This window comes from Pseudomonas sp. AC193, from assembly GCF_979258075.1.
In genome coordinates this window covers 3,690,781-3,711,261 of record NZ_OZ409832.1, presented here as the reverse complement: position 1 = coordinate 3,711,261, position 20,481 = coordinate 3,690,781, and the positions used below count along the sequence as shown (strand labels likewise).

General features: G+C 60.0%; 19 protein-coding genes and 1 pseudogene. 8 read left to right on the top strand and 12 right to left on the bottom strand.

Going from position 1 to position 20,481, the window contains the following annotated elements:
* Positions 1–151: 151 nt before the first annotated feature.
* The 3 genes from recQ (at position 152) to ACZZ0D_RS16725 (ending at position 5,035) form a co-directional block, all read left to right on the top strand.
* The gene (recQ, locus tag ACZZ0D_RS16735; RefSeq protein ID WP_053118234.1) at positions 152–2,281 is read left to right on the top strand and encodes a DNA helicase RecQ; all 2,130 of its coding nucleotides are present in this window, start codon (positions 152–154) and stop codon (positions 2,279–2,281) included.
* Between the two features lie 503 nt (positions 2,282–2,784).
* On the top strand, positions 2,785–3,219 hold the full coding sequence (locus ACZZ0D_RS16730) for a MarR family transcriptional regulator (RefSeq protein ID WP_053118236.1): 435 nt from the start codon (positions 2,785–2,787) through the stop codon (positions 3,217–3,219).
* A gap of 127 nt (positions 3,220–3,346) precedes the next feature.
* Entirely contained in the window at positions 3,347–5,035 is a 1,689-nt protein-coding gene (locus ACZZ0D_RS16725; RefSeq protein WP_463553814.1) for a FimV/HubP family polar landmark protein, read from the top strand.
* A gap of 120 nt (positions 5,036–5,155) precedes the next feature.
* Here ACZZ0D_RS16725 and ACZZ0D_RS16720 read toward each other — a convergent pair whose 3' ends face one another.
* Positions 5,156–7,345, bottom strand: a complete 2,190-nt coding sequence (locus tag ACZZ0D_RS16720; RefSeq protein WP_463553813.1) for a patatin-like phospholipase family protein — start codon at positions 7,343–7,345, stop codon at positions 5,156–5,158.
* Positions 7,346–7,416: 71 nt separating this feature from the next.
* Between ACZZ0D_RS16720 and ACZZ0D_RS16715 the strand changes: the two genes are divergently transcribed.
* A complete protein-coding gene (locus ACZZ0D_RS16715) occupies positions 7,417–7,704 on the top strand; it encodes an Rdx family protein (RefSeq protein WP_053118242.1) in 288 nt (95 codons plus the stop codon).
* On the opposite strand, the gene ACZZ0D_RS16710 is transcribed toward ACZZ0D_RS16715, so the two are convergent.
* A complete protein-coding gene (locus ACZZ0D_RS16710; RefSeq protein ID WP_463553812.1) occupies positions 7,698–8,591 on the bottom strand; it encodes a DMT family transporter in 894 nt (297 codons plus the stop codon). The genes ACZZ0D_RS16715 and ACZZ0D_RS16710 overlap by 7 nt on opposite strands.
* A gap of 164 nt (positions 8,592–8,755) precedes the next feature.
* Positions 8,756–9,520 carry an AraC family transcriptional regulator gene (locus tag ACZZ0D_RS16705; RefSeq protein WP_053118248.1) on the bottom strand — a complete coding sequence of 255 codons (765 nt, stop codon included), beginning with the start codon at positions 9,518–9,520 and terminating at the stop codon, positions 8,756–8,758.
* Positions 9,521–9,653: 133 nt separating this feature from the next.
* Between ACZZ0D_RS16705 and ACZZ0D_RS16700 the strand changes: the two genes are divergently transcribed.
* The gene (locus ACZZ0D_RS16700; RefSeq protein WP_463553811.1) at positions 9,654–10,469 is read left to right on the top strand and encodes a UDP-2,3-diacylglucosamine diphosphatase; all 816 of its coding nucleotides are present in this window, start codon (positions 9,654–9,656) and stop codon (positions 10,467–10,469) included.
* Between the two features lie 77 nt (positions 10,470–10,546).
* On the opposite strand, the gene ACZZ0D_RS16695 is transcribed toward ACZZ0D_RS16700, so the two are convergent.
* Together ACZZ0D_RS16695 and ACZZ0D_RS16690 are read right to left on the bottom strand one after the other, a co-directional pair.
* The gene (locus ACZZ0D_RS16695; protein WP_212545153.1) at positions 10,547–11,137 is read right to left on the bottom strand and encodes an HD domain-containing protein; all 591 of its coding nucleotides are present in this window, start codon (positions 11,135–11,137) and stop codon (positions 10,547–10,549) included.
* A gap of 25 nt (positions 11,138–11,162) precedes the next feature.
* Positions 11,163–11,474 carry an Mpo1-like protein gene (locus tag ACZZ0D_RS16690; protein ID WP_053118254.1) on the bottom strand — a complete coding sequence of 104 codons (312 nt, stop codon included), beginning with the start codon at positions 11,472–11,474 and terminating at the stop codon, positions 11,163–11,165.
* A gap of 164 nt (positions 11,475–11,638) precedes the next feature.
* On the opposite strand from ACZZ0D_RS16690, the gene ACZZ0D_RS16685 reads away from it, so the two are divergent.
* Positions 11,639–12,700, top strand: coding sequence for an AraC family transcriptional regulator (locus ACZZ0D_RS16685; protein WP_463553810.1), 1,062 nt, complete (start codon positions 11,639–11,641; stop codon positions 12,698–12,700).
* On the opposite strand, the gene ACZZ0D_RS16680 is transcribed toward ACZZ0D_RS16685, so the two are convergent.
* Positions 12,657–14,111: a TrkH family potassium uptake protein gene (locus ACZZ0D_RS16680; protein WP_212550877.1), complete on the bottom strand. Its 1,455-nt coding sequence runs from the start codon at positions 14,109–14,111 to the stop codon at positions 12,657–12,659. The genes ACZZ0D_RS16685 and ACZZ0D_RS16680 overlap by 44 nt on opposite strands.
* Positions 14,112–14,231: 120 nt before the next feature.
* Between ACZZ0D_RS16680 and ACZZ0D_RS16675 the strand changes: the two genes are divergently transcribed.
* On the top strand, positions 14,232–14,798 hold the full coding sequence (locus ACZZ0D_RS16675) for a nitroreductase family protein (protein WP_463553809.1): 567 nt from the start codon (positions 14,232–14,234) through the stop codon (positions 14,796–14,798).
* A gap of 111 nt (positions 14,799–14,909) precedes the next feature.
* Here ACZZ0D_RS16675 and ACZZ0D_RS16670 read toward each other — a convergent pair whose 3' ends face one another.
* The 6 genes from ACZZ0D_RS16670 to ACZZ0D_RS16645 form a co-directional block, all read right to left on the bottom strand.
* Complete coding sequence (locus tag ACZZ0D_RS16670; protein WP_463553808.1) at positions 14,910–16,250, bottom strand: sensor histidine kinase; 1,341 nt, start codon at positions 16,248–16,250, stop codon at positions 14,910–14,912.
* A 175-nt stretch (positions 16,251–16,425) separates the two neighbouring features.
* Positions 16,426–16,875, bottom strand: a complete 450-nt coding sequence (locus tag ACZZ0D_RS16665) for a Spy/CpxP family protein refolding chaperone (protein WP_053118259.1) — start codon at positions 16,873–16,875, stop codon at positions 16,426–16,428.
* A gap of 255 nt (positions 16,876–17,130) precedes the next feature.
* Complete coding sequence (locus ACZZ0D_RS16660) at positions 17,131–17,808, bottom strand: response regulator transcription factor (RefSeq protein ID WP_053118261.1); 678 nt, start codon at positions 17,806–17,808, stop codon at positions 17,131–17,133.
* Positions 17,809–17,815: 7 nt separating this feature from the next.
* Positions 17,816–18,226 carry a translation initiation factor 2 gene (locus ACZZ0D_RS16655; protein WP_463553807.1) on the bottom strand — a complete coding sequence of 137 codons (411 nt, stop codon included), beginning with the start codon at positions 18,224–18,226 and terminating at the stop codon, positions 17,816–17,818.
* Between the two features lie 392 nt (positions 18,227–18,618).
* Positions 18,619–18,918, bottom strand: a complete 300-nt coding sequence (locus ACZZ0D_RS16650) for a YciI family protein (RefSeq protein WP_007919677.1) — start codon at positions 18,916–18,918, stop codon at positions 18,619–18,621.
* A 1-nt stretch (position 18,919) separates the two neighbouring features.
* A complete protein-coding gene (locus ACZZ0D_RS16645; RefSeq protein ID WP_053118264.1) occupies positions 18,920–19,519 on the bottom strand; it encodes a septation protein A in 600 nt (199 codons plus the stop codon).
* Positions 19,520–19,606: 87 nt separating this feature from the next.
* Between ACZZ0D_RS16645 and ACZZ0D_RS16640 the strand changes: the two are divergent.
* Positions 19,607–20,471: pseudogene (locus ACZZ0D_RS16640) on the top strand (PHP domain-containing protein).
* The last annotated feature ends 10 nt before the right edge of the window (positions 20,472–20,481 follow it).

The window sequence follows — 20,481 nt, the reverse complement described above, 5'->3', positions numbered from 1 at the left end:
TGTGCAGGGAAGGCCTCGGGTATACTGCCGCGTTTTGCGATCCCTGCCCGCATTGCGGCCGTCATGCAATGCGTTCTTACGATTCAGCGGTGCAGCTTTGCCCGTCATGAACCAGCCTTGCAGGGATGTTTTTGTGATTTTTGGAGTTTCTATGCTCGAACAGGCTCAACGCGTCCTCAAGGACATCTTCGGCTACGACAGTTTTCGTGGCCGTCAGGGTGCAATCATTGAGCGCGTGGCCAGCGGCGGTGACGCACTGGTTCTGATGCCTACTGGTGGCGGCAAATCCCTGTGCTTCCAGGTGCCGGCGCTGTTGCGCGAAGGCCTGGCAGTAGTGGTCTCGCCGCTGATCGCGTTGATGGACGACCAGGTCGCCACTCTTGAAGAGCTGGGGGTCGCGGCGGCAGCGTTGAACTCGACACTGAGCGCCGAGCAACAACGCGATCTCGCCGCACGAATCAAACGCGGTGAAGTGAAAATGTTGTATCTGGCGCCCGAGCGTCTGGTGCAGCCGCGCATGCTGTCGTTCCTGCAGAGCCTGGACATCGCCCTGTTCGCCATCGACGAAGCGCACTGCGTATCGCAATGGGGTCACGATTTCCGCCCGGAATACCTGCAACTCGGTCAACTGGCGGAACTGTTTCCCGATGTGCCGCGCATCGCCCTGACCGCCACCGCCGACAAACGTACCCGCGAAGAAATCGTCACGCGTCTGCACCTGCAGAACGCCGAGCGTTTCCTGTCGAGCTTCGACCGTCCGAACATTTTTTACCGCATCGTGCCGAAAGAGCAGCCGCGCAAGCAGTTGCTGGCGTTTCTGGCCGAGCGACGCAGCGACGCGGGCATCGTCTATTGCCTGTCGCGCAAGAAGGTTGAAGAAGTCGCGACGTTCCTGAGCGAGCAGGGTTTCCCGGCGTTGCCGTATCACGCCGGTCTGCCCAACGATCTGCGTGCCTTCAACCAGAAGCGCTTCCTTAATGAGGAAGGCCTGATCATGGTCGCCACCGTGGCGTTCGGCATGGGCATCGACAAGCCCAACGTGCGCTTTGTCGCGCACCTAGATTTGCCGAAATCCCTTGAGGCGTACTACCAGGAAACCGGTCGCGGCGGCCGTGACGGTTTGCCGGCGGACGCGTGGATGGCCTACGGTCTGCAAGACGTGGTGATGCTCAAGCAGATGCTGCAGAACTCCGAAGGCGACGAGCGCCATAAGCGTCTGGAGCAGCACAAGCTCGACGCGATGCTCTCGCTCTGCGAAGAAACCCGCTGCCGTCGTCAGACGTTGCTGGCGTACTTCGATGAGGACATGCCCGAGCCGTGCGGCCACTGCGACAACTGCGTCGATGGCGTGCAGACCTGGGACGCCACCGAGCCTGCGCGTCAGGCGTTGTCGGCGATTTTCCGCACTGGCCAGCGTTACGGCGTCGGTCATTTGGTCGATGTGCTGCTGGGCAAAGACAATGAAAAAATCCGCAGCTTCGGTCATCAGCATTTGTCGGTGTGGGGCGTTGGCAAGGCGTTGAGCGAGAGCGAATGGCGCTCGCTGTTCCGTCAGTTGGTGGCCCGGGGGCTGGCGGATGTCGATCACGAAGGTTATGGCGGTCTGCGTCTGAACGACAGCTGCCGACCGCTGCTCAAGGGCGAAGTGAGCCTGGAGTTGCGCCGCGACCTCAAGCCGCAAGTCACTGCGAAAAGCGGCAGCAAGAGCCCGGCCAGCCAACTGGTACGTGGCGAAGAGCGCGAACAGTGGGAAGCGCTGCGTGCGTTGCGGCGCAAACTCGCCGAAGAACATGGCGTGCCGCCGTACGTTATTTTCCCGGATTCGACGTTGCTGGAAATGCTCCGCAGCCAACCGACTTCGTTGGCGGAAATGGCCCGGGTCAGTGGTGTCGGTGCGCGCAAACTTGAGCGTTACGGCGATGCTTTCCTCGAAGTGCTCGGTGGCGAGGTCGAGGCGCCGAAAGTCGTGGCCGATGTGCGCCATGAGCTGATCACTTTGGCCCGCGCGGGCATGACGCCGTTGCAGATTGCCGGTCAGTTGCAATGTTCGGAGAAGAACGTTTACACGATGTTGGCTGAGGCGATTGGCAAGCAGCAGTTGTCGCTGGAACAGGCGCTGGATCTGCCTGAAGAGCTGATGGGTGAGGTGCAGGATGCGTTTCTTGATGGCGAAGGTGAGTTGCCGTCGGTCGCTGAGATTGCCGAGTTGTTCGCCGGGCGGGTGCCGGAAGGCGTGCTGTATTGCGTTCGGGCTGCGTTGCAATCGGAATTTGAGATGTAATTTGGCCGTTGCCCCTCACCCCAGCCCTCTCCCCTAGGGAGAGGGGGCCGACCGAGGTGTCTTGCGTCCTACATCGACCTGAATGACCGAGTCGATTATGGATTCAACGTCGCACTATCACGTCGGCGTAATTCCCCAATATCCCCCAATCAGTCCCCTCTCCCTCTGGGAGAGGGCTAGGGTGAGGGCTTTCCAAATTTCGATTCAGCAAAGCACTCCCAAGTCGCCGAAAATCCCGAGCATCCCCCGATCAGTCCCTTCTCCCTGCGGGAGAGGGCTAGGGTGAGGGCATTCCAATTTCGAATTCATCAAAGCACTCCCAAGTCGCCGAAAATCCCGAGCATCCCCCGATCAGTCCCCTCTCCCTCTGGGAGAGGGCTAGGGTGAGGGGCTTCAAGATGTAACGATTCAGTACAGAGCGACTCTTGCCTATAACTGCGGCTCATGCTTAGCTGGCTAATAATTAGAAATTCCTTATTTTTCAGACTAACCGTGAGTGTTTTATGCCGTTAACCGATCAACACCGCTTTGGCATGCAACTGGCCCAGATGTCCCGTGGCTGGCGCGCCGAACTGGATCGTCGTCTCGCCGGGCTGGGCTTGTCCCAGGCGCGCTGGCTGGTGCTGCTGCATCTGGCGCGTTTCGAAGAGGCGCCGACCCAACGTGAGCTGGCGCAGAGCGTCGGCGTTGAAGGGCCGACCCTCGCACGCTTGCTCGATAGTCTGGAAAGCCAGGGCCTGGTGCAACGCCAGTCCGTGATGGAAGACCGTCGGGCGAAAAAAATTGTCCTCTGCGCCCCCGCGCTGCCGCTTATCGAACAAATAGAAACCATTGCCACGCAGTTGCGCCACGAATTGTTCGAAGGCGTCGACGAGGCGGATTTGAAGGTGTGCATGCGCGTCCACGCGCACATTCTGACCAACCTGGAAAAATCTTGAGGCACAACCCTGTGCCGATTTTTTGAGAGATCGCACTGAGCCGACTATAAGAACTACTGGGCAATATCGTGTTCGTACCGGATGTGCGAACGCATAGAAGTCGGTTTTGCTTATTTAAGGGATGCTCATGCTCGCAAGTTGGCACGTGGTACGGCGCAGTGGCGGCAAATGGCTGCTGCTGGCCGGGCTATTCAGTTATTCGACGTGGTCGATGGCGTTGGGGCTGGGTGACATTACGATCCATTCAAGCCTCAATCAGCCGCTCAAGGCCGATATCGCGTTGGTGGATGTCGGCGGGCTGACGCAAAACGATCTGTCGGTGCGTCTGGCCACGGCGGATGAGTTCGCGGAGGCCGGGGTGGAGCGGGTGTTTTTCCTCAACGACCTCAAGTTCATCCCGATCCTGCATGGCAATCGCCAGATGATCCGGGTGACGTCCAGCAAACCGGTTAACGAACCCTTCCTGAATTTCCTCGTGCAGCTCAATCAGCCCAACGGCCGTTTGCTGCGCGAATACACCGTGCTGATCGATCCGCCGGGCACGCCGGGAATCGAGCCGGCTACTGATGAGCCGGATCCGCGTGCGCAGTCTTCTGCGTTTCCGATTGTCGAGCCTGTGACCGCGCCGGTTCAGGCGGCGCAGGGCAAGCGCGAAACTGCTCCGCCGCCGCCAGCACCGGCCGCACCGGCCGCACCGGCCAACGATGCAGTCGCTGAACAGTTAGCCGCCAGTGTGTTGCTCAATCAACAATTGCAAAAAACCATCGAAGAGCAAAACGCCAAGTTGCAGGAGCAACAGGCGCTGATCACCGACGGCAAAAAACAAATGGGCGAATTGCAGACGCGTCTGGCCGAGCTGCAGAAACCGTCGCCAGCTGTGGTGACGCCAGCACCCGCTCCGGTGGTTGCGCCAGTCGCTACGGAAGATGATTCGCCGAACTGGCTGCTGCTGGGCGGATTAGTGCTGTTGTTGGTCGCGCTGATTGGCGGGTTGATCGTGCGCCGTCGCCAACAAACGCAAACCGTTGCCGCGCCGGCGCTGCCACTTGGCATCGAGCCCGACACCGAGGAAACGCAGAGTCCAGATTCGTTCAGACACCACGCTTCAGCCGAACACCGCGAAGAACCCGCGGCAGGCGATGTGCTGGAAGCGGTGGGCATTTACCTCGCTTACGGAAGACTCGGCGAAGCCGTCGGCTTACTGCGCGATGCCCTGGCCAAAGAACCGGAACGCATCGACCTCGGGGTGCAACTGCTCGAAGTTTTAGGGCGCCAAGGCGATAACGCCGCGTACGAGCAACAGGAAAACCACTTGCGACAGCTTGGAGTGGATGAACACGAGTTACAGGCAGTTCGCGATCGGCATCCGAAGCTGACGAGTGTTGCGCCGGTTCTGGTGGCCGCACCGATCGCTGCCGCTCAGCCCGAACCCACGCCGCCGGTGGATGATTTCGAATTGAATCTGGGCGAGCTGTCGATGGATTCCAGTTGGGATCTGCAGGACAGTCCTCCAGCGCCGGTTCAGCCATTGTCGGAGGAGTCGGAGCTGGAGTGGATTCCCGAGCCGGATGCGCAGCCGCTGGATGATGACTTCCTCAATGAGTTTGGTGATCCGCAGGCGTTGACGCTGGAGCCGCTGGATTTGCAACTGTCAGAGCCTGAAGTGGAGGAGGGCGCCGGCAAGCTTGAGCAGGCGCAGAACTGCATTGATGACGGCGATATCGACAGTGCGATTGCGTTGCTTAATGAATTGCTCAAAGAGGGCGATGAACCACTAAAGCAGACGGCGCGTACTTTGTTGGCGGGGATTCGCTGAGCTGATTGATGGGGTGAATGTACTGACGCCTTCGCGAGCAAGCCCGCTCCCACAAGGGGAACGCATTCCAAACTGTGGGAGCGAGCCTGCTCGCGAAGGGGCCAGACCAAACAATATCAATCAGAAAGTCTGGCCAAGATTCAGATAAACCGCCTGCTCATCCGCATCATTCAACCCATACGTGAAATTCAACGGCCCCAGCGGCGTGTCAAACCCGATAAACACACTCGCCGCATTGATGTAACCACTGTCGAACTCATTGTCATTGTTCCACGCCCGCCCACGCTCCAGTGAAGCACCGGCGTACAGCGGGAAGTCCAGCGGCAGGTATGAACGCGGTGTCAGACGGCGGAAATACACGGCACGCATCAGGCTGACGTTCTGCCCGGAAATCGCATCTTCCCGGAACCCCGACAACTGGCGCGCGCCGCCGAGCAGGAAGCTCGATGTCACCACATTGGCGTCGTCCAGCGTGCGCCCATAACGACCGCCAAGAATCAACGTGTCAGGGCCATGACTCATGGCTTTGTCGATTTTGAAATCCCACTGCCGGTAACGTATATCCGAGCCCAGACTCGGTTCGAATTGCGTCAGCGTCAGGCTGATGTCCTTGCCTTCGTGAGGGTAGTAAACGTTGTCCAGCGAGTCGTACGAGTACTTCAGCGAGTAGAAGCCTTCGTTAAAGCTTTCGCTCGGCAGATCCTGATCACCAATGCGCACATCGGCCTTGCCCCACGCCTCGCCAACACCGAAACGCACTTCGCCGTTGTTGCCGATCTGCCGGCCGAGATTGAGGCCGAAACCGTAGCGCTCGACGCGGTATTGCGCGATCGGATCATTATCGAGAATCGACTCGACGTTCTGCGCTTCGAACGATGCATACGGCGCGACGAAGTAGCGCGAGCCGACGTCCAGCGGCTGATAGAACTCGGTGTACAACTCTTGTTTGTCGCCGATCTGCGCGCGCGTCAGCCATTCCGCGCCGAGGCGGTTGATGCCGTTGACGCGGTAGCTGGCGCCGAGGTTGAAAGCGCTGTCGCCGCGCATGTCGTCCGACAGATTGAGGCCGACGCGCAGGTAATCGGTGCCGCTGCGTTTGCCGCGCGCGCTGATCACCAGGGTGTGATCCGGGCCTTTGTGCACCACGCGGTATTGCACCTGCTCGAAGTAGTCGAGGCCGTACAAGGTGCCCATGTCCGAATGCAGTCGGCCGAGATCCAGCGGTTCGCCGATGGGTTGACGGATGTAGTAGCGGATCACGTCATCATCGACTTTCGAATCGTTCTCCACACGAATGGCGGTGATGACCGGCGTGCGCTGGCCCGGCGAGCGGGCGGCGTTGAGTTCGGCGTCTTGGGATTCACTCGGTTTGAGCTGTGCGAGGCGGGTGTCGAGGGCTTTGGTCGCGCGGTAACCGGCGTCGATCATTTCCTGGGCCTTGCCGAAATCGGTGACGCCGAAGGCGGCCAGTGCCGGTTGAATCAAAACGTCGTCAGGGTGCAGCGCGGCGAGTTGTTCTTCCGAGTTGCGCCGGGTCATCAGGGTGATCGACTGGTTGAGCACGTCGACCACGGTGGTCAGTTGTTTGCGGTTGCGCAGCGGCGTACCGATATCGACGACGATAGCGATGTCGACACCCATTTCCCGCGCCACATCGAGCGGAATGTTGTCGGTCATGCCGCCGTCCACCAGCAACCGGCCATCGAGTTCGACCGGCGCGAACACCGCCGGGATCGACATGCTCGCGCGAATCACCTGCGGCAGATGGCCTTTGCGGAATACCACTTTCTCACCGTTGGCGATGTCGGTGGCCACGGCGCGGAAGGGGATCGGCAGTTTGTCGAAATCGCGGGTATCACTGGTGTGGGCCAACAGGCTTTCCAGCAGCAGCGCGAGGTTTTGCCCCTGAATCACACCCAATGGTAGACCGAGGCTGCCGTCGTCGCGAAAGCTGAGTTTCTGTTTCACCAGAAAATCGCGGTCATCCTGCTTACGTCGAAACGGCACGTCTTCACGCGGTGGCGCGTCGGACAGCGCGGCTTGCCAGTCGATGTTCAGCGCGAGTTTTTCCAGCTCGTCGATCTTGTAACCCGAGGCGTACAAGCCGCCGACCACCGCACCCATGCTCGTGCCGGCGATCGCATCGATCTTGATGCCTTGCTCTTCCAAAGCCTTGAGCACGCCGATGTGCGCCAGCCCGCGCGCGGCGCCACCGGACAGCACCAGGCCGATTTTCGGGCGCGGCGCTTCAGTGGCATGGACGAAGAGGGGCAGAAAACCAAGCAGCAGGCAGAACAGCAGACGGCGCATTGTGAGTCTCGGGGCAAGCGGTAAAGCCGGCTATTATAGCGGCGCCCTCTGTCTCAGGAGTTGTAGCGAACATGACTGTCGCAAAAGCAGAAGTTGTCATCACTTATTGCACGCAATGCCAATGGCTGTTGCGCGCCGCGTGGCTGGCGCAGGAGTTGCTCAGCACCTTCGGCGACGACCTCGGCAAAGTCTCGTTGGTGCCGGGCACTGGCGGGGTGTTTCAGATCACCTGCGCTGACGTGCAGATCTGGGAACGCAAGGCCGACGGCGGTTTTCCGGAAGCCAAGGTGCTGAAGCAGCGGGTGCGCGATCAGATCGATCCTGACCGCGACCTCGGTCACAACGACCGCACTCAGTGAGACGCGGCCTCGGCGGCGACGGTTTTCTTGTCGGCATTGCCTGACATCCGCGCCGAGACGACGATGGCGACAATGATCAACGCGCCGCCGATCAACATCTTCGGCGTCGGGTTTTCATTGAACAGCAGCCAGGCGACGGTGATGCCGTAGACCGGCTCCATCGCAAACACCACCGCTGCGGTGCGCGCCTTGATCACCGCCAGACTGGCCACGAACAGACTGTGAGCGACGCCGGTGCAGAACACGCCGAGCAGGGCGATCCACAACCAGTCCAGTGCGCGCACTTCGCTCAATTGCGGCGCCGCGACCGGCAGCAGACAAAGCGCCACCACCACGTTTTGACACAGCGCCGCTTGTACCGCCGGAATGCGTCCGGAGCTGGCGCGGTTGGTCAGCGACAGCAAGGAGAACAGCAGCCCCGACAGCACCGACCAGAGCAAACCAACGGTGGCGCCGCTGCCCAGATCGAAGGCCGGGGTCACCAGAATCAGGCCGACGCTGACCAGCACCACCAGCACAATCTCGTTGGCGCGGATGCGTTCGCGGAAGATCAGCCCTTCGAGAATTACCGTGAATGCCGGGAAACTGGCGAAGCCCAACGTGGCGATGGCGACACCGGCGATCTTCACCGAAATAAAGAAACTCACCCAATGCCCGGCCAGCAACACGCCGCTGAGGATCAGTCGACGCCAGTCCACGGCCTCGAGTTTTCGCCAGCCCTGCGCACTGGCAAAACGGGCGAAAAACGTCAGAGCGAGCACGGCAAAAGCGGCGCGGCCGAAAACGATCACGGCGGGGGAGGCGGCAGCGAGTTTGCCGAACACACCGGTCAGGCCAAACATCAAAGCACCGATATGCAGAGCGCCGAGGGCGGTACGCGGAGTCATTGCAATCCTTCTATCTCAAACAAAATCACTGACACAATCTCACTGTAGGAGCTGCCGAAGGCTGCGATCTTTTGATCTTGCTTTTAAAAAACAACATCAAAAGATCGCAGCCTTCGGCAGCTCCTACATTTAAGCGTGTGGAGATCAGTAAGTCTGTCGGCGGACTATCGTCTTTTGTCGCCGGAATCGCGGCGAAGCTGGCCGGGTGATGAGCCGAACTCGCGCAGGACGGCGGCCGAGAAGGCACTCTGCGAGCTGTAACCGACGCGACTGGCAATCTCGCCCATCGGCAAAAGCGTGTCGCGGAGCATTTGCACCGCCAGATGCAGCCGTCGACTGCGCATGTAATCCATCGGCGTCTGCCCGCATTCCGCCATAAACCGCGCATGCAGACGCGCACTCGACAGCCCGGCAACCCGCGCCAGATCGGCAACTTGCAGCGGATAAGCCGCGTTCTGCTCGATGTGCGCATCCAGCGCCGCATAAGGCAAACGGCGGGCAGTCAGTTCGGCTGGTTTCGCATGATTGAGACTGGCCAGCAGCAACACCGAGCCTTGCTGTGCGATCAACGGATCGCTGACCGGGCTGTTCGCCAGCCAACTGACCAACTGGCTCTGCCCGGAATCCAGCGACAGGCGCGCAGGCTGATCGAGCAAGCGGCGGCTGGCCTCGGCATGTTCACCCAACGAATCCACCAGCCATTGCCCGTCAGGAATGTCCATCACCAGACAGCGGCTGCCATCGGGACTGCCGCACGCGTGATGCGCACCCGAAGGGATCACCACAAAACTTTGCTGACGCACCTGACTGCCACGGCCCTCGACCTCGAAATCCAGCGCGCCAGACAGCCCGAACACCAATTGGGCGTGCTCGTGGCTGTGGACGATCAGATCGCGGGTGTACTGACGCAGGGTGAGAATCGGGCGCATAAACAAGTCTCCGGGCAGGCCTGCAGTCTACACCGGCGGGCGCTGTGTGCGCTGTCACACGACTGACTCGCGCCTGTCATGGTCGATTAACCGGACGCGCGCAGAGTGGCGAAAACATCGCAGAGGGTTGCCCATGACCAGCGCCGAGCTCGCCAGACCCAGCCGCAAACAACGGGTGCGAACCCTGTGGATCTCCGACGTGCACCTGGGCACGCGCGATTGCCAGGCCGAGCACTTGTCGACGTTCCTCAAGGGCTATCACGCCGACAAGGTGTATCTGGTCGGCGACATCATCGACGGCTGGAAACTGCGCGGCGGCATGTACTGGCCGCAAGCGCACACCAACGTGATCCGGCGCTTGCTGACCATGAGCAAGCGCGGCACCGAAGTGATCTACGTCACCGGCAATCACGACGAGTTCTTGCGCCGTTACTCGAAGCTGATTCTGGGCAATATTCAGTTGGTCGACGAAGCGGTGCATGTCACGGCTGACGGTCGGCATCTGTTGGTGATTCACGGCGATCAGTTTGATGTGATCACCCGATATCACCGCTGGCTGGCCTTCCTCGGCGATTCGGCCTACGAATTTACCCTGACCCTGAATCGCTGGCTCAACCATTGGCGTGCGCGTTATGGCTACGGTTACTGGTCGCTGTCGGCGTACCTCAAGCACAAGGTGAAGACGGCGGTGAGTTTTATCAGCGACTTCGAAGAAGCCATCGCCCATGAGTGCGTGAAGCGCGGGTTTCACGGGGTGGTCTGCGGGCACATCCACCATGCCGAAATTCGTAAGGTCGGTGAGGTGGATTACCTCAACTGCGGCGATTGGGTGGAGTCGTGTACGGCGCTGATCGAGCATTGGGATGGCACGATCGAGTTGTATCGGCTGGCGGATGCGCAGGCGCGAGAGGCGGAGCTAAAAGCGGCCAAAGTCGCCGAACTCGCTTAAATGCAAAAGATCGCAGCCTGCGGCAGCTCCTACATGAGACCTGTGTAGGAGCTGCCGAAGGCTGCGATCTTTTGATCTTAGGCGGGGCTATGTTCTTCCATCGCCGCCTTGTAAATGGAGTTCTTCGGCTGCGCAAACAACCGCTCCATCATCGGTTCAAAAAAGCTCAACGGCAGCGTGTCATACGCCGGATCAAACGCCGCCGCATCGTACTTGGCGCAAAACTCGGCCGTCGCCTGATACTGCGGATGCCCGGCGAACTGCTCGCGCAAATGCCGATCCATGCCCAAGTGATGAAAGAAGTAATAACCCTGAAACACCCCGTGTTTCTCCACCATCCACAAATTATCGGCACTGACAAACGGCTTGAGAATCGCCGCCGCAATGTCCGGATGGTTGTACGAACCCAGAGTGTCGCCAATGTCATGGAGCAACGCGCAGACCACGTATTCCTCGTCGCGACCATCACGAAAGGCGCGGGTTGCGGTTTGCAGCGAGTGGGTCAGGCGATCCACCGGGAAGCCGCCGAAATCGCCTTCAAGCAATTTCAGATGAGCCATGATCCGCGAGGGCAATTGTTTGGCGTAGGCACTGAAGTCCGAGGCGATGATCGCCCAGTCTTCCTGCGTACCGTCCTTCATATGGGTGAAACGGGCATTGGCATTCATCGGCAAACCTCGTGTTTCTTATTGTTTAGAACGCCACGCGACCCAGGATCATGTCGCGGTACATGACGAAATCGCCGAGCAGGCTGTACAGCGGATGCTGGAAAGTCGCCGGCCGGTTCTTCTCGAAAAAGAAATGCCCGATCCAGGCAAAGCTGTAGCCCGCCAATGGCACGGCCAATAACAGCAGCCAGGCGCCTTTGGCGATGGTCATCGCCAGAATGAAAATAACCAGCGTCGTGCCGATGAAATGCAGACGCCGGCAGGTGCTGTTGTTGTGCTCACTGAGGTAATACGGATAGAACTCAGCGAAGCTGTTGAATTGCTTGATGTTTTCCACGACCGCGTTCTCTGTGGTTATTGTTCTGGCGACGAGTTGTTCTGCGGGTAGCTTATTTGAGTCTAGAGTGATCATTGGCGTGGGCCAGTGACAATCGGCGCCACTTTAGTATCCTTCGCAAATCAGGCCGTAACATGCGGCCCATCATGTAAAAGAAAAACGCCATGAGCGAACGAACGACTTCTGCAAGCTGGGCGATGGGGATTGTCAAAGCATTGGAGATGGACGGCCTGGATTGCCGGGTTCTGTTCAAGCAACTGGGGCTCGATTACACGGCTCTGGATGATCCGGATGCACGCTTCCCGCAAGATTCCATGACCCGGTTGTGGCAACGGGCGGTCGAGCTGTCCGGTAATCCGGCGATCGGCCTGAACATGGGCAAAGTGGTGCGACCGGCCTCGTTTCATGTCGCCGGTTACGCGCTGATGTCGAGCAATACGCTCGCTGAAGGCTTTCAACGGCTGGTGCGCTATCAGCGGATCATCGCTGAAAGCGCCGACTTGAGTTTTCGTCTGCTGGAGGAAGGCTACGCGCTGATTCTGACGGTGCACGGCGATCATCTGCCGCCGACCCGGCAAAGCGCCGAAGCCTCGCTGGCCTGCGCCTTGGGCCTGTGCGGCTGGTTGAGCGGACGTACGCTGCACCCGGTCAAAGTGTTGGTGCAGGGCGCCCAACCCGCCGATCTCGAACCGTATAAACAAGCTTTCCATGCGCCGTTGGTGTTCAACGCGCCATACGATGCGCTGATCTTCGAACGCGCCGACATGGAAGCGCCGCTGCCCACCGCCAACGAGGCGATGGCGCTGCTGCACGATCGTTTTGCCGGGGAATATCTGGCGCGGTTTTCCGAGAGCCGGGTCACGCACAAGGCACGGCAGGTGCTGTGCCGTTTACTCCCGCAAGGCGAGCCGAAGCGCGACACCGTGGCGCAAACTCTGCATTTATCTCAGCGCACGCTGCAGCGACGGTTGCAGGAGGAGGGCACGAGTTTTCAGCAGTTGCTCGATGACACCCGCCGCGAACTGGCCGAGCAGTATCTGGCGCAACCGAGCATGACCTTGCTGGAAATCGCTTATCTGTTGGGCTTCGCCGACCCGAGCAACTTCTTCCGCGCCTTCCGCCGCTGGTTCGACACCACGCCCGGCGACTACCGGGCGCGGCTGTTGCAGGCGCCGAACGCGGTCAATGACGCCAAAATGCCGGAATGCACAGCACAAACACCGTAATGATCTCGAGTCGGCCGAGCAGCATGCCGAACGACAGGATCCACTTGGCTGCGTCCGGCAAGGTGGCAAAGTTGCCCGCCGGGCCAATGGTTTCGCCCAGGCCCGGGCCAACGCCGGACACGGTGCTGGCAGCGCCGGTCAGCGCAGTCATCCAGTCGACGCCGAGCAGCGACAGCAGCAGGGCGATCACGCAGATGGTGATGGCGAAGAAGAACGAAAAGGTCAGAATCGAACGCACGATCTCTTCGTCGAGACGGTGACCGTTGTACTTCTGCTTGATCACCGCGCGTGGATGAATCAACTGATTAAGGTTGGCCTTGAGCAGGATGTAGGCGACCTGGAAACGGAAAATCTTGATCCCGCCCGCGGTCGAGCCGGAGCAGCCGCCGACAAAACCCAGATAGAAAAACAGCATCAGCGAGAAGTTGCCCCACAGGCTGTAATCGCCGAGGGCGAAACCGGTGGTGGTGACCACCGAGGTCACGTTCAGCGCCACGTGGCGCAGCGCGTCCAGCCAATGCAGGTTGGTCGTCCACCAGTACCAGGTGCCGAGCACCAGCCAGGTCACCAGCAACATCCCCAGCAAACCCTGCACCTGCTGATCGCGGATCAACGCCTTGCGGTTGCCGCGCATGGTCGCCACGTACAGGGTGAACGGCAGGCTGCCGAGAATCATGATCACCACCGCGACCCAGTGCACCGCCGGTTGCGTCCACTTGGCCAGCGACTGGTCGGAGGTCGAGAAACCGCCGGTGGAAATCGCCGACATCGCGTGGTTGATCGCATCGAACGGGCTCATCCCGGCCCACCAGAACGCGAGGCTGCCGACAATGGTAATGCCGACGTACGCCGCCACGATCAGGCGCGCCACCATGTGCGAGCGCGGCATGACCTTTTCCGAGCGGTCGGACGATTCGGTCTGGAACAGACGCATGCCACCGATGCGCAGCAGCGGCAAAATCGCCACCGCCATACCGATAAAGCCGATGCCGCCGATCCAGTGCAGCAACGAGCGCCACATCAGGATGCCGGGGGACATGGTGTCGAGGCCGTTGAGCACGGTCGAACCGGTGGCGGTAATGCCAGACATGCTCTCGAAAAACGAGTCGGTGTAGCTGATGTGCTGGGTCAGCAGAAACGGCAGCGCGGCGAAAATGCACACCACCAGCCAACTGCTGACGGTGAGCAAATACATGTCACGCGGGCGCAAATGAATGTGTTCGGGCCGACCCGGAATCACCAGCGCGAGGCCGGCGACGAAGGTGATCATGCTCGCCCAGAGGAACGACGGCAGATCGCTGGTGCGATCGAAAATCACCAGGGTGGCCATGGGCACGACCATGGCGACAGCCAGCGTGATCAGGAAAATGCCGATGATGAAACCAATGATCCGTAAGGTCGGCAACGCCATGAAGTCCGCTCGGGCTGTGGTGGGAGGGCGCCATTCTACCTGCGAGGCAGGGCATGTAAACCGGCATCCTGTTGGCAGTTACAGCTAGAATAGCCGCACATATTTTTCAGGAGGTGGCCGATGCAGGCTCTCGACGCGTTGCTCAACCGTGTTTCCGTTCCACGACTGGTCGAACCGGCCCCTACTGCCGAACAACGCGAAGCCTTGTTTGGCGCAGCCTTGCGTGCACCGGACCACGGGCATTTGCAGCCGTATCGCTTCCTGACCGTCGAAGGCGCGGCGCGCGAGCAAATGGGCGAGTTGCTGGCCGAAGCGGCGCAGCAGCAGGAAGGCGACGTCACCGAAGCGATGATCGACAAGGCCCGCAACGGCCCGCTGCGAGCGCCGTTGGTGGTTGTGGTGATCGCTAAATTGCAGGAACACGTGAAGTATCCGAAGGCTGAGCAATTGCTCGCAGCCGGGTGCGCGGCGCACGGGATTTTGCTGGCGGCGTATGCGCAGGGTATTGGCGCGGTGTGGCGCACCGGGGATTTGGCGTATTCCCGGCACGTGGCGCAGGGTTTGGGTTTGGTTGAGGGTGAAGAGGTGATTGCGTTCTTGTACCTCGGCACACCGCAGAAAGAACCGCGTGTGGCGGAGAAGGTAGACCTGGCAGAGTTTGTCAGCGCCTGGCCCGGTAAGTCCTGACAGCGACGATCAAATGTGGGAGCGGGCTTGCTCGCGAAAGCGGTGAATCAGTCACAAATAACGTCGACTGACACAGCGCTTTCGCGAGCAAGCCCGCTCCCACATTTTTGATCAGAGTTGAACCACCGCACCCGGCACCAACGGCAATTCCAGGCTGGCAATAAACCCACCCTGCGGATGATTGGCCAACGTCAAACTCCCGCCATGCCGCTCCGCCGCCCTGCGCGCAATCGCTAGGCCCAAGCCATGTCCCGCCGCCGTCTGCCCCGGCGCCCGATAGAACGGCTCACCCAACTGACTCAAATGTTCGGCCTGCACGCCCGGCCCATGGTCGCGCACGCTCACAATAATTTTCTCGCCCTGACGTGACGCCTGCATCTCAATCGCCTGACCCTCTGGGTTAAAACGCTGAGCATTGCGCAGAAGATTATCGACGGCCCGCTCAATCATCGTTGGCCAACCTTTGAGTTGCAGATTCGGTTCAACGTCCAGGCGCACTGTCTGCTCGGGTGAGCCGAGTTTCGCGTCCTTCTGTAAGGTACTCAGCAGCGCATTCAAATCCACGTCTTCAGCACTGGCGTTGTCTGCATCGACCCGCGCCAGTACCAGAATCTCGCTGATCAAGGCTTCGAGGCGATCGCACTCGCGGGTCAGGCGTGGCCAGAGCTTTTCGCGTTCTTCCGGGTTAGCCCGTTCGGCCAGTGCCAAGGCAATGCGCAGCCGCGCCAGTGGTGAACGTAATTCATGGGAAACGTCGCGCAGCAACTGGCGTTGACTGCCGATCAGGCTTTGCAGGCGCGCGCCCATGCGGTTGAAGTCAGTGGCGAGCACACCGAATTCATCGCGGCGGTTGGCCAGTTTGGCCAGGCTGTTTTGCTGATAGGTGGTTTGCCCCAGATCATGCACCGCACCGCGTAATCGACTGAGCGGGCGGGTGATGGAGAAAGTTACCAGCAAGCTGAACAGGGTCAGCACTACCAGCGCGATACCCAACGCACTCAGCGGCCAGAGCAGGCTTTCGCGGTGCCAGGCGTCGAGTTCCGGGTGCGGGATGCGGTAGATGAACAGGTAGGTGTCGCCGGTTTTCTCACTGGTGAATTCGTCAGTCAGGCGGCGCCATGGCAGGCGGCGGTCATCGTTGTTCTGTCGCGCTTCGAACGCGGCGGCGCGGCGCGGAAAGGTGCCGCGTACGACCGGATCGCCGGATTCGTTCAGCACTTGGACGTCGATGTGATATTGACGTTTGCGTTGTTCGAGGATGTCCTGAGCGGCTTCCTCGCCCTGGGCTTCGTAGGTTTGCGTCCAGTCGCCGGCCAAGGTGTTGAGGCCCGGATGGCGGCTGAGGATCCACGCGTCTTGATTGAGCATATGCCCGAGCAGAATCGACAACCCGGCCACCAATGCGATGGCCAGCCAGAAGCTCGCGAGAATACGCCAGAACAATGAACGCACAGAAAATCCTCAGAACAATGCAAAACCAATGTGGGAGCGGGCTTGCTCGCGAATACGGTGTGTCAGTCAACATTTCTTTGTCTGATACACCGCATTCGCGAGCAAGCCCGCTCCCACATTGGGATTGAGTGGCAACAGGCCCAACGGGGTTAGCCGTTGGGCCATGGTCAGAACATTATTGCGCTTTTTGCGGCTGTTGCGCTTTCCACGCCTTGAACTCAGCCCATTCGGCGCGGCGTTCAGCCTGCTTTTTCTGGATCTCGTCGAATTTCTTCTGTTGATCCGGCTTCAGCACCGCACGAACATCAGCCTCGCCTTTCTTGTGGTTGGCGGCCATCTCGTCTTTCAGGGCTTTCTGATCCGCTGGCGAGAGTTTTTCCAGGTACTTGTCGACCACTTGCTTACGCTCGTGCATCTGCTCGCCCATGATCTTGCGAATCTGCTCACGCTGTTCGCGGGACAGGTCGAGTTGGCTGTACGGGCCTTTGCCGTGCATGCCGTGCATCTGACCGCCGTGGCGTGGGCCGTCGAGCGGGCCACCCATCGGGCCGCCATCTTGCGGCATGGCCATGGCAACGGTTGGCAGAGCGGCAGCGAACATCAGAGCGATAAGAGTCTTGCGCATGGTGAATCTCCTTGTCTCGTTCCCGGTACGTTCCGGATGAGTTCAGATTACGGAGATCAAGGTCAGCGGCGGTCAGCACTGCGTAAAGCTTGGGTAAAGACGTTTCGTCATCAGCCTTACACATATCCCTGTAGGAGCTGCCGAAGGCTGCGATCTTTTGATCTGTCTTTTAAAAACAAGATCAAAAGATCGCAGCCTTCGGCAGCTTCCTACAGGGGGCGATTTATCGTCATGCCCGTGCGGGACGGGTGTAATTCAGAGGCTGTAGTAGTAACCACGGCTGCGCAGGGCGACTATGCGTGGGCGGCCGTCGGGGTGGGGGCCGATCTTTTTGCGCAGGTTGCTGACGTGCATGTCGAGGCTGCGGTCGTACAGGGTCAGTTTGCGGCCGAGGGCGATCTGCGCCAGTTCCTGCTTGTCCAGTGGTTCGCCGGGCTGCTTGAGCAGGGCTTCGAGCAAGCGGCTTTCGGATACGGTGAGGGTCAGTTCTTTTTCGTCGATGCTGACCACGCCGCGCACCGGGCTGAAACTCAGGTCGCCCAGCTCCAGTTGCGTCGACACGGCGGCCGGGTGACTGCGGCGCAATACGGCGCGCAGGCGCGCAGTCAGTTCGCGCGGGTCGCACGGTTTGGCCAGATAATCGTCGGCGCCGAGTTCCAGGCCGAGGATACGATCAAGCGGTTCGCCACGGGCCGACAACATCAACACCGGCAGATCAGCGTGATCGTTGCGCAACTGCTTGAGCAGTTCCAGACCGCTGCCGTCGGGCAGCATCACGTCCAGCACCACCGCCGCCGGAGCGGTTTCGGCCAACGCTTTGCGGGCGCTCTGGCCATCGTGGCAGGCGCGCACCTGGAAGCCTTCCTGGCTTAACCAGCTACTCAGGAGTTCGCACAACTCCTGGTCATCATCAATCAGTAACAGCTCGCTCATGACTCACTCAATTTAGCCATTGCCGACGTTTTCGGCTTGCTCCACTGGCAAAGATACCGCAGAGCAGCGCCAATAGCGCTACCCCGGCTCCCGTGACAAACCACTGCTGTTGATCGGTCAACAAACGCGGGAGCGGGCTGGCCTGTGCTTCCTTGAGTTGCAGCTTGAGGCGCTGGTTCTCCTGGCGCAACCGGGCGAGCTGAGCGCTTTCGCGTTCGTTGTCGACATTTTGCAGTTGTTTGTTCAGTTCTTCTCGCTGCTGCTCGCTGGCCTTGAGGCGCTGCTGCAACTCGGTGATCTGGCTGCCGGCGCTCAGCGACAACGGTGTGGAATTGCCACCTTCGGTGGTTTCCTCGCCATGGGCGGGCGCCATGATCGACAGCGTGATCAACATCAGACACAACGAACCCTTGCGCATCGCAACACCTGCTTCCCAATGGATAGTGGGCAGGTTGTCGGCAGACGAACGAGAATAATGAGCGATTGAGATGGGTGAGAAGCGAGAAGGTTCAGTGCGCGGGAGGTGATGTTGGTGGCTGATGGGGTTTTTGTGGCAGATGAGGGTTTTGTGGCAGGTGGGTATTTTGGGACAGCTGAGTATTTGAGTCAGATGACTATTTGTGCCAGATGAGTATTTGTGGCGAGGGGATTTAGCGAAACGTCGCACCGCCCCGTTCGGCTGCGCAGCAGTCGTGAATCAATGAATGCGGTGTGTCAGGCACACCGCATTGGATGGCTTTGGGGCGGCTTCGCCACCCAACGGGGATAAATCCCCTTGCCACAGAACCCCTCGGCACACTGCAGATCTGTTTAAGGGAGTACTTGTTTGAACGGTTTGACGACCACATTGGCATACACACCCGCCGCAATATACGGATCCGCATCAGCCCACGCCTGCGCAGCGCTCAGGGAGTCGAACTCGGCGACGATCAGGCTGCCGGTGAAACCCGCGGCGCCCGGATCATTGCTGTCGACCGCCGGGTGTGGGCCGGCCAATACGATGCGGCCTTCGCCCTTGAGCGCTTGCAGGCGTTCCAGATGCGCAGGGCGCGCGGCCAGGCGAGCTTCCAGTGAGTTGGCGACGTCGGTGGCAATGATTGCGTAGAGCATGTCAGTCCTCGGTTTTTGGTGTTGTTGGGGTATCGGCATCGTGCAGGTGGCGCGACAGGTAAATGCCCTGTGCGACCAGGAACACCAGGGTCATGCCCAGGCTGCCGAACACCTTGAAGTCCACCCAGTAGCTCTGGAAGGTGAAGGCGACGAACAGGTTGGCGGCCCCGCAGAACAGGAAAAAGGCGATCCAGGCGATGTTCAGGCGCGTCCAGACCGGATCCGGCAGGGTCAGCGCGTGGCCCATGATCCGTTTGATCAGCAGGCGGTCGCCGATGAAGTGGCTGCCGATGAACGCGACGGCAAACAGCCAGTTGACCACCGGGGCTTTCCACTTGAGGAAGGTTTCGCTGTGGAAGGCCAGCGTCAGGCTACCGAACACCAGACACGCGATCAGGGTCAGCCACTGGCTCTTTTCCAGCTTGCGCTGTTTGATGAAAAGCGCGCCGTACACCACCAGGGAGCTGATGATGAGCATCGCGGTGGCGCTGTAAATACCGCCTACAGTGACTTCATGGCCCGCGACATCGACCACCCGTGGATCAAGTTTGTAAACGATGAAAAACAGCAGAAGCGGGATGAAATCGATGAATTGTTTCACAGTAAGAGCCAGAAGCTGGATGTGGCGGCATAATAACAAACATATGGGCGCGCGATAGCGCCAGCTGATTTGAGGTTACAACTCTCCGTGAATGTTGATTTGCACTGCCATAGCACGGCCTCCGATGGCGCACTGGCGCCTGCGGTTCTGGTTGCGCGTGCGTTCGAAAACGGCGTGCGAGTCCTGGCGTTGACCGACCACGACACCCTCGAAGGCCTCGCTGAAGCGCGCGCGACCGCCAAAGAATTGGGCATGCAACTGGTCAACGGCGTCGAATTGTCCTGCACCTGGGGCGGCGCGACCATTCATGTGCTGGGCTACGGTTTCGACGTCAACGCCGCGCCATTGGTCGAGGCCATCGCCAAATTGCACGATGGGCGCTGGCTGCGGTCGGAAGAAATAAGCCGCAAGCTCGCCCTCAAAGGCATGCCCGGTGCCCTCGATGGCGCACGGAAAATCCAGCAGGAACTGGGCGACAGCGGCAACGCGCCGGCCCGTCCGCATTTCGCTGACTGGATGGTACGTGAAGGTTTTGTTAAGGATCGCGCCGAGGCCTTTCGCAAGTGGCTCGGCGCCGGCAAGTTGGGCGACGTCAAGCTGCACTGGCCGACGCTGGAAGACACCGTCGGGACGCTGCGCGCCGCCAATGCCTGGGTCAGTCTGGCGCATCCGTGGCACTACGATTTCACCCGCAGCAAGCGCCGAAAGCTGATTGCCGACTATATTCAAGCAGGCGGGCATGCAATCGAGGTGGTCAATGGCCACCAGCCTGCGGAACAGGTGGGCAGCCTGGCAATCCTTGCCCGTGAGTTCGGTCTGCTGGTCAGCGCCGGCAGTGACTTCCATGGCCCTGGCGGCTGGTCCGAGATCGGCCAGTACCGGCCGGTTCCCGATGAGCCTTCCACCCCTGTGGTGTCGGTTCAAACATGACACAGATATTGCCGCCGTCTGAACAGGTAGAG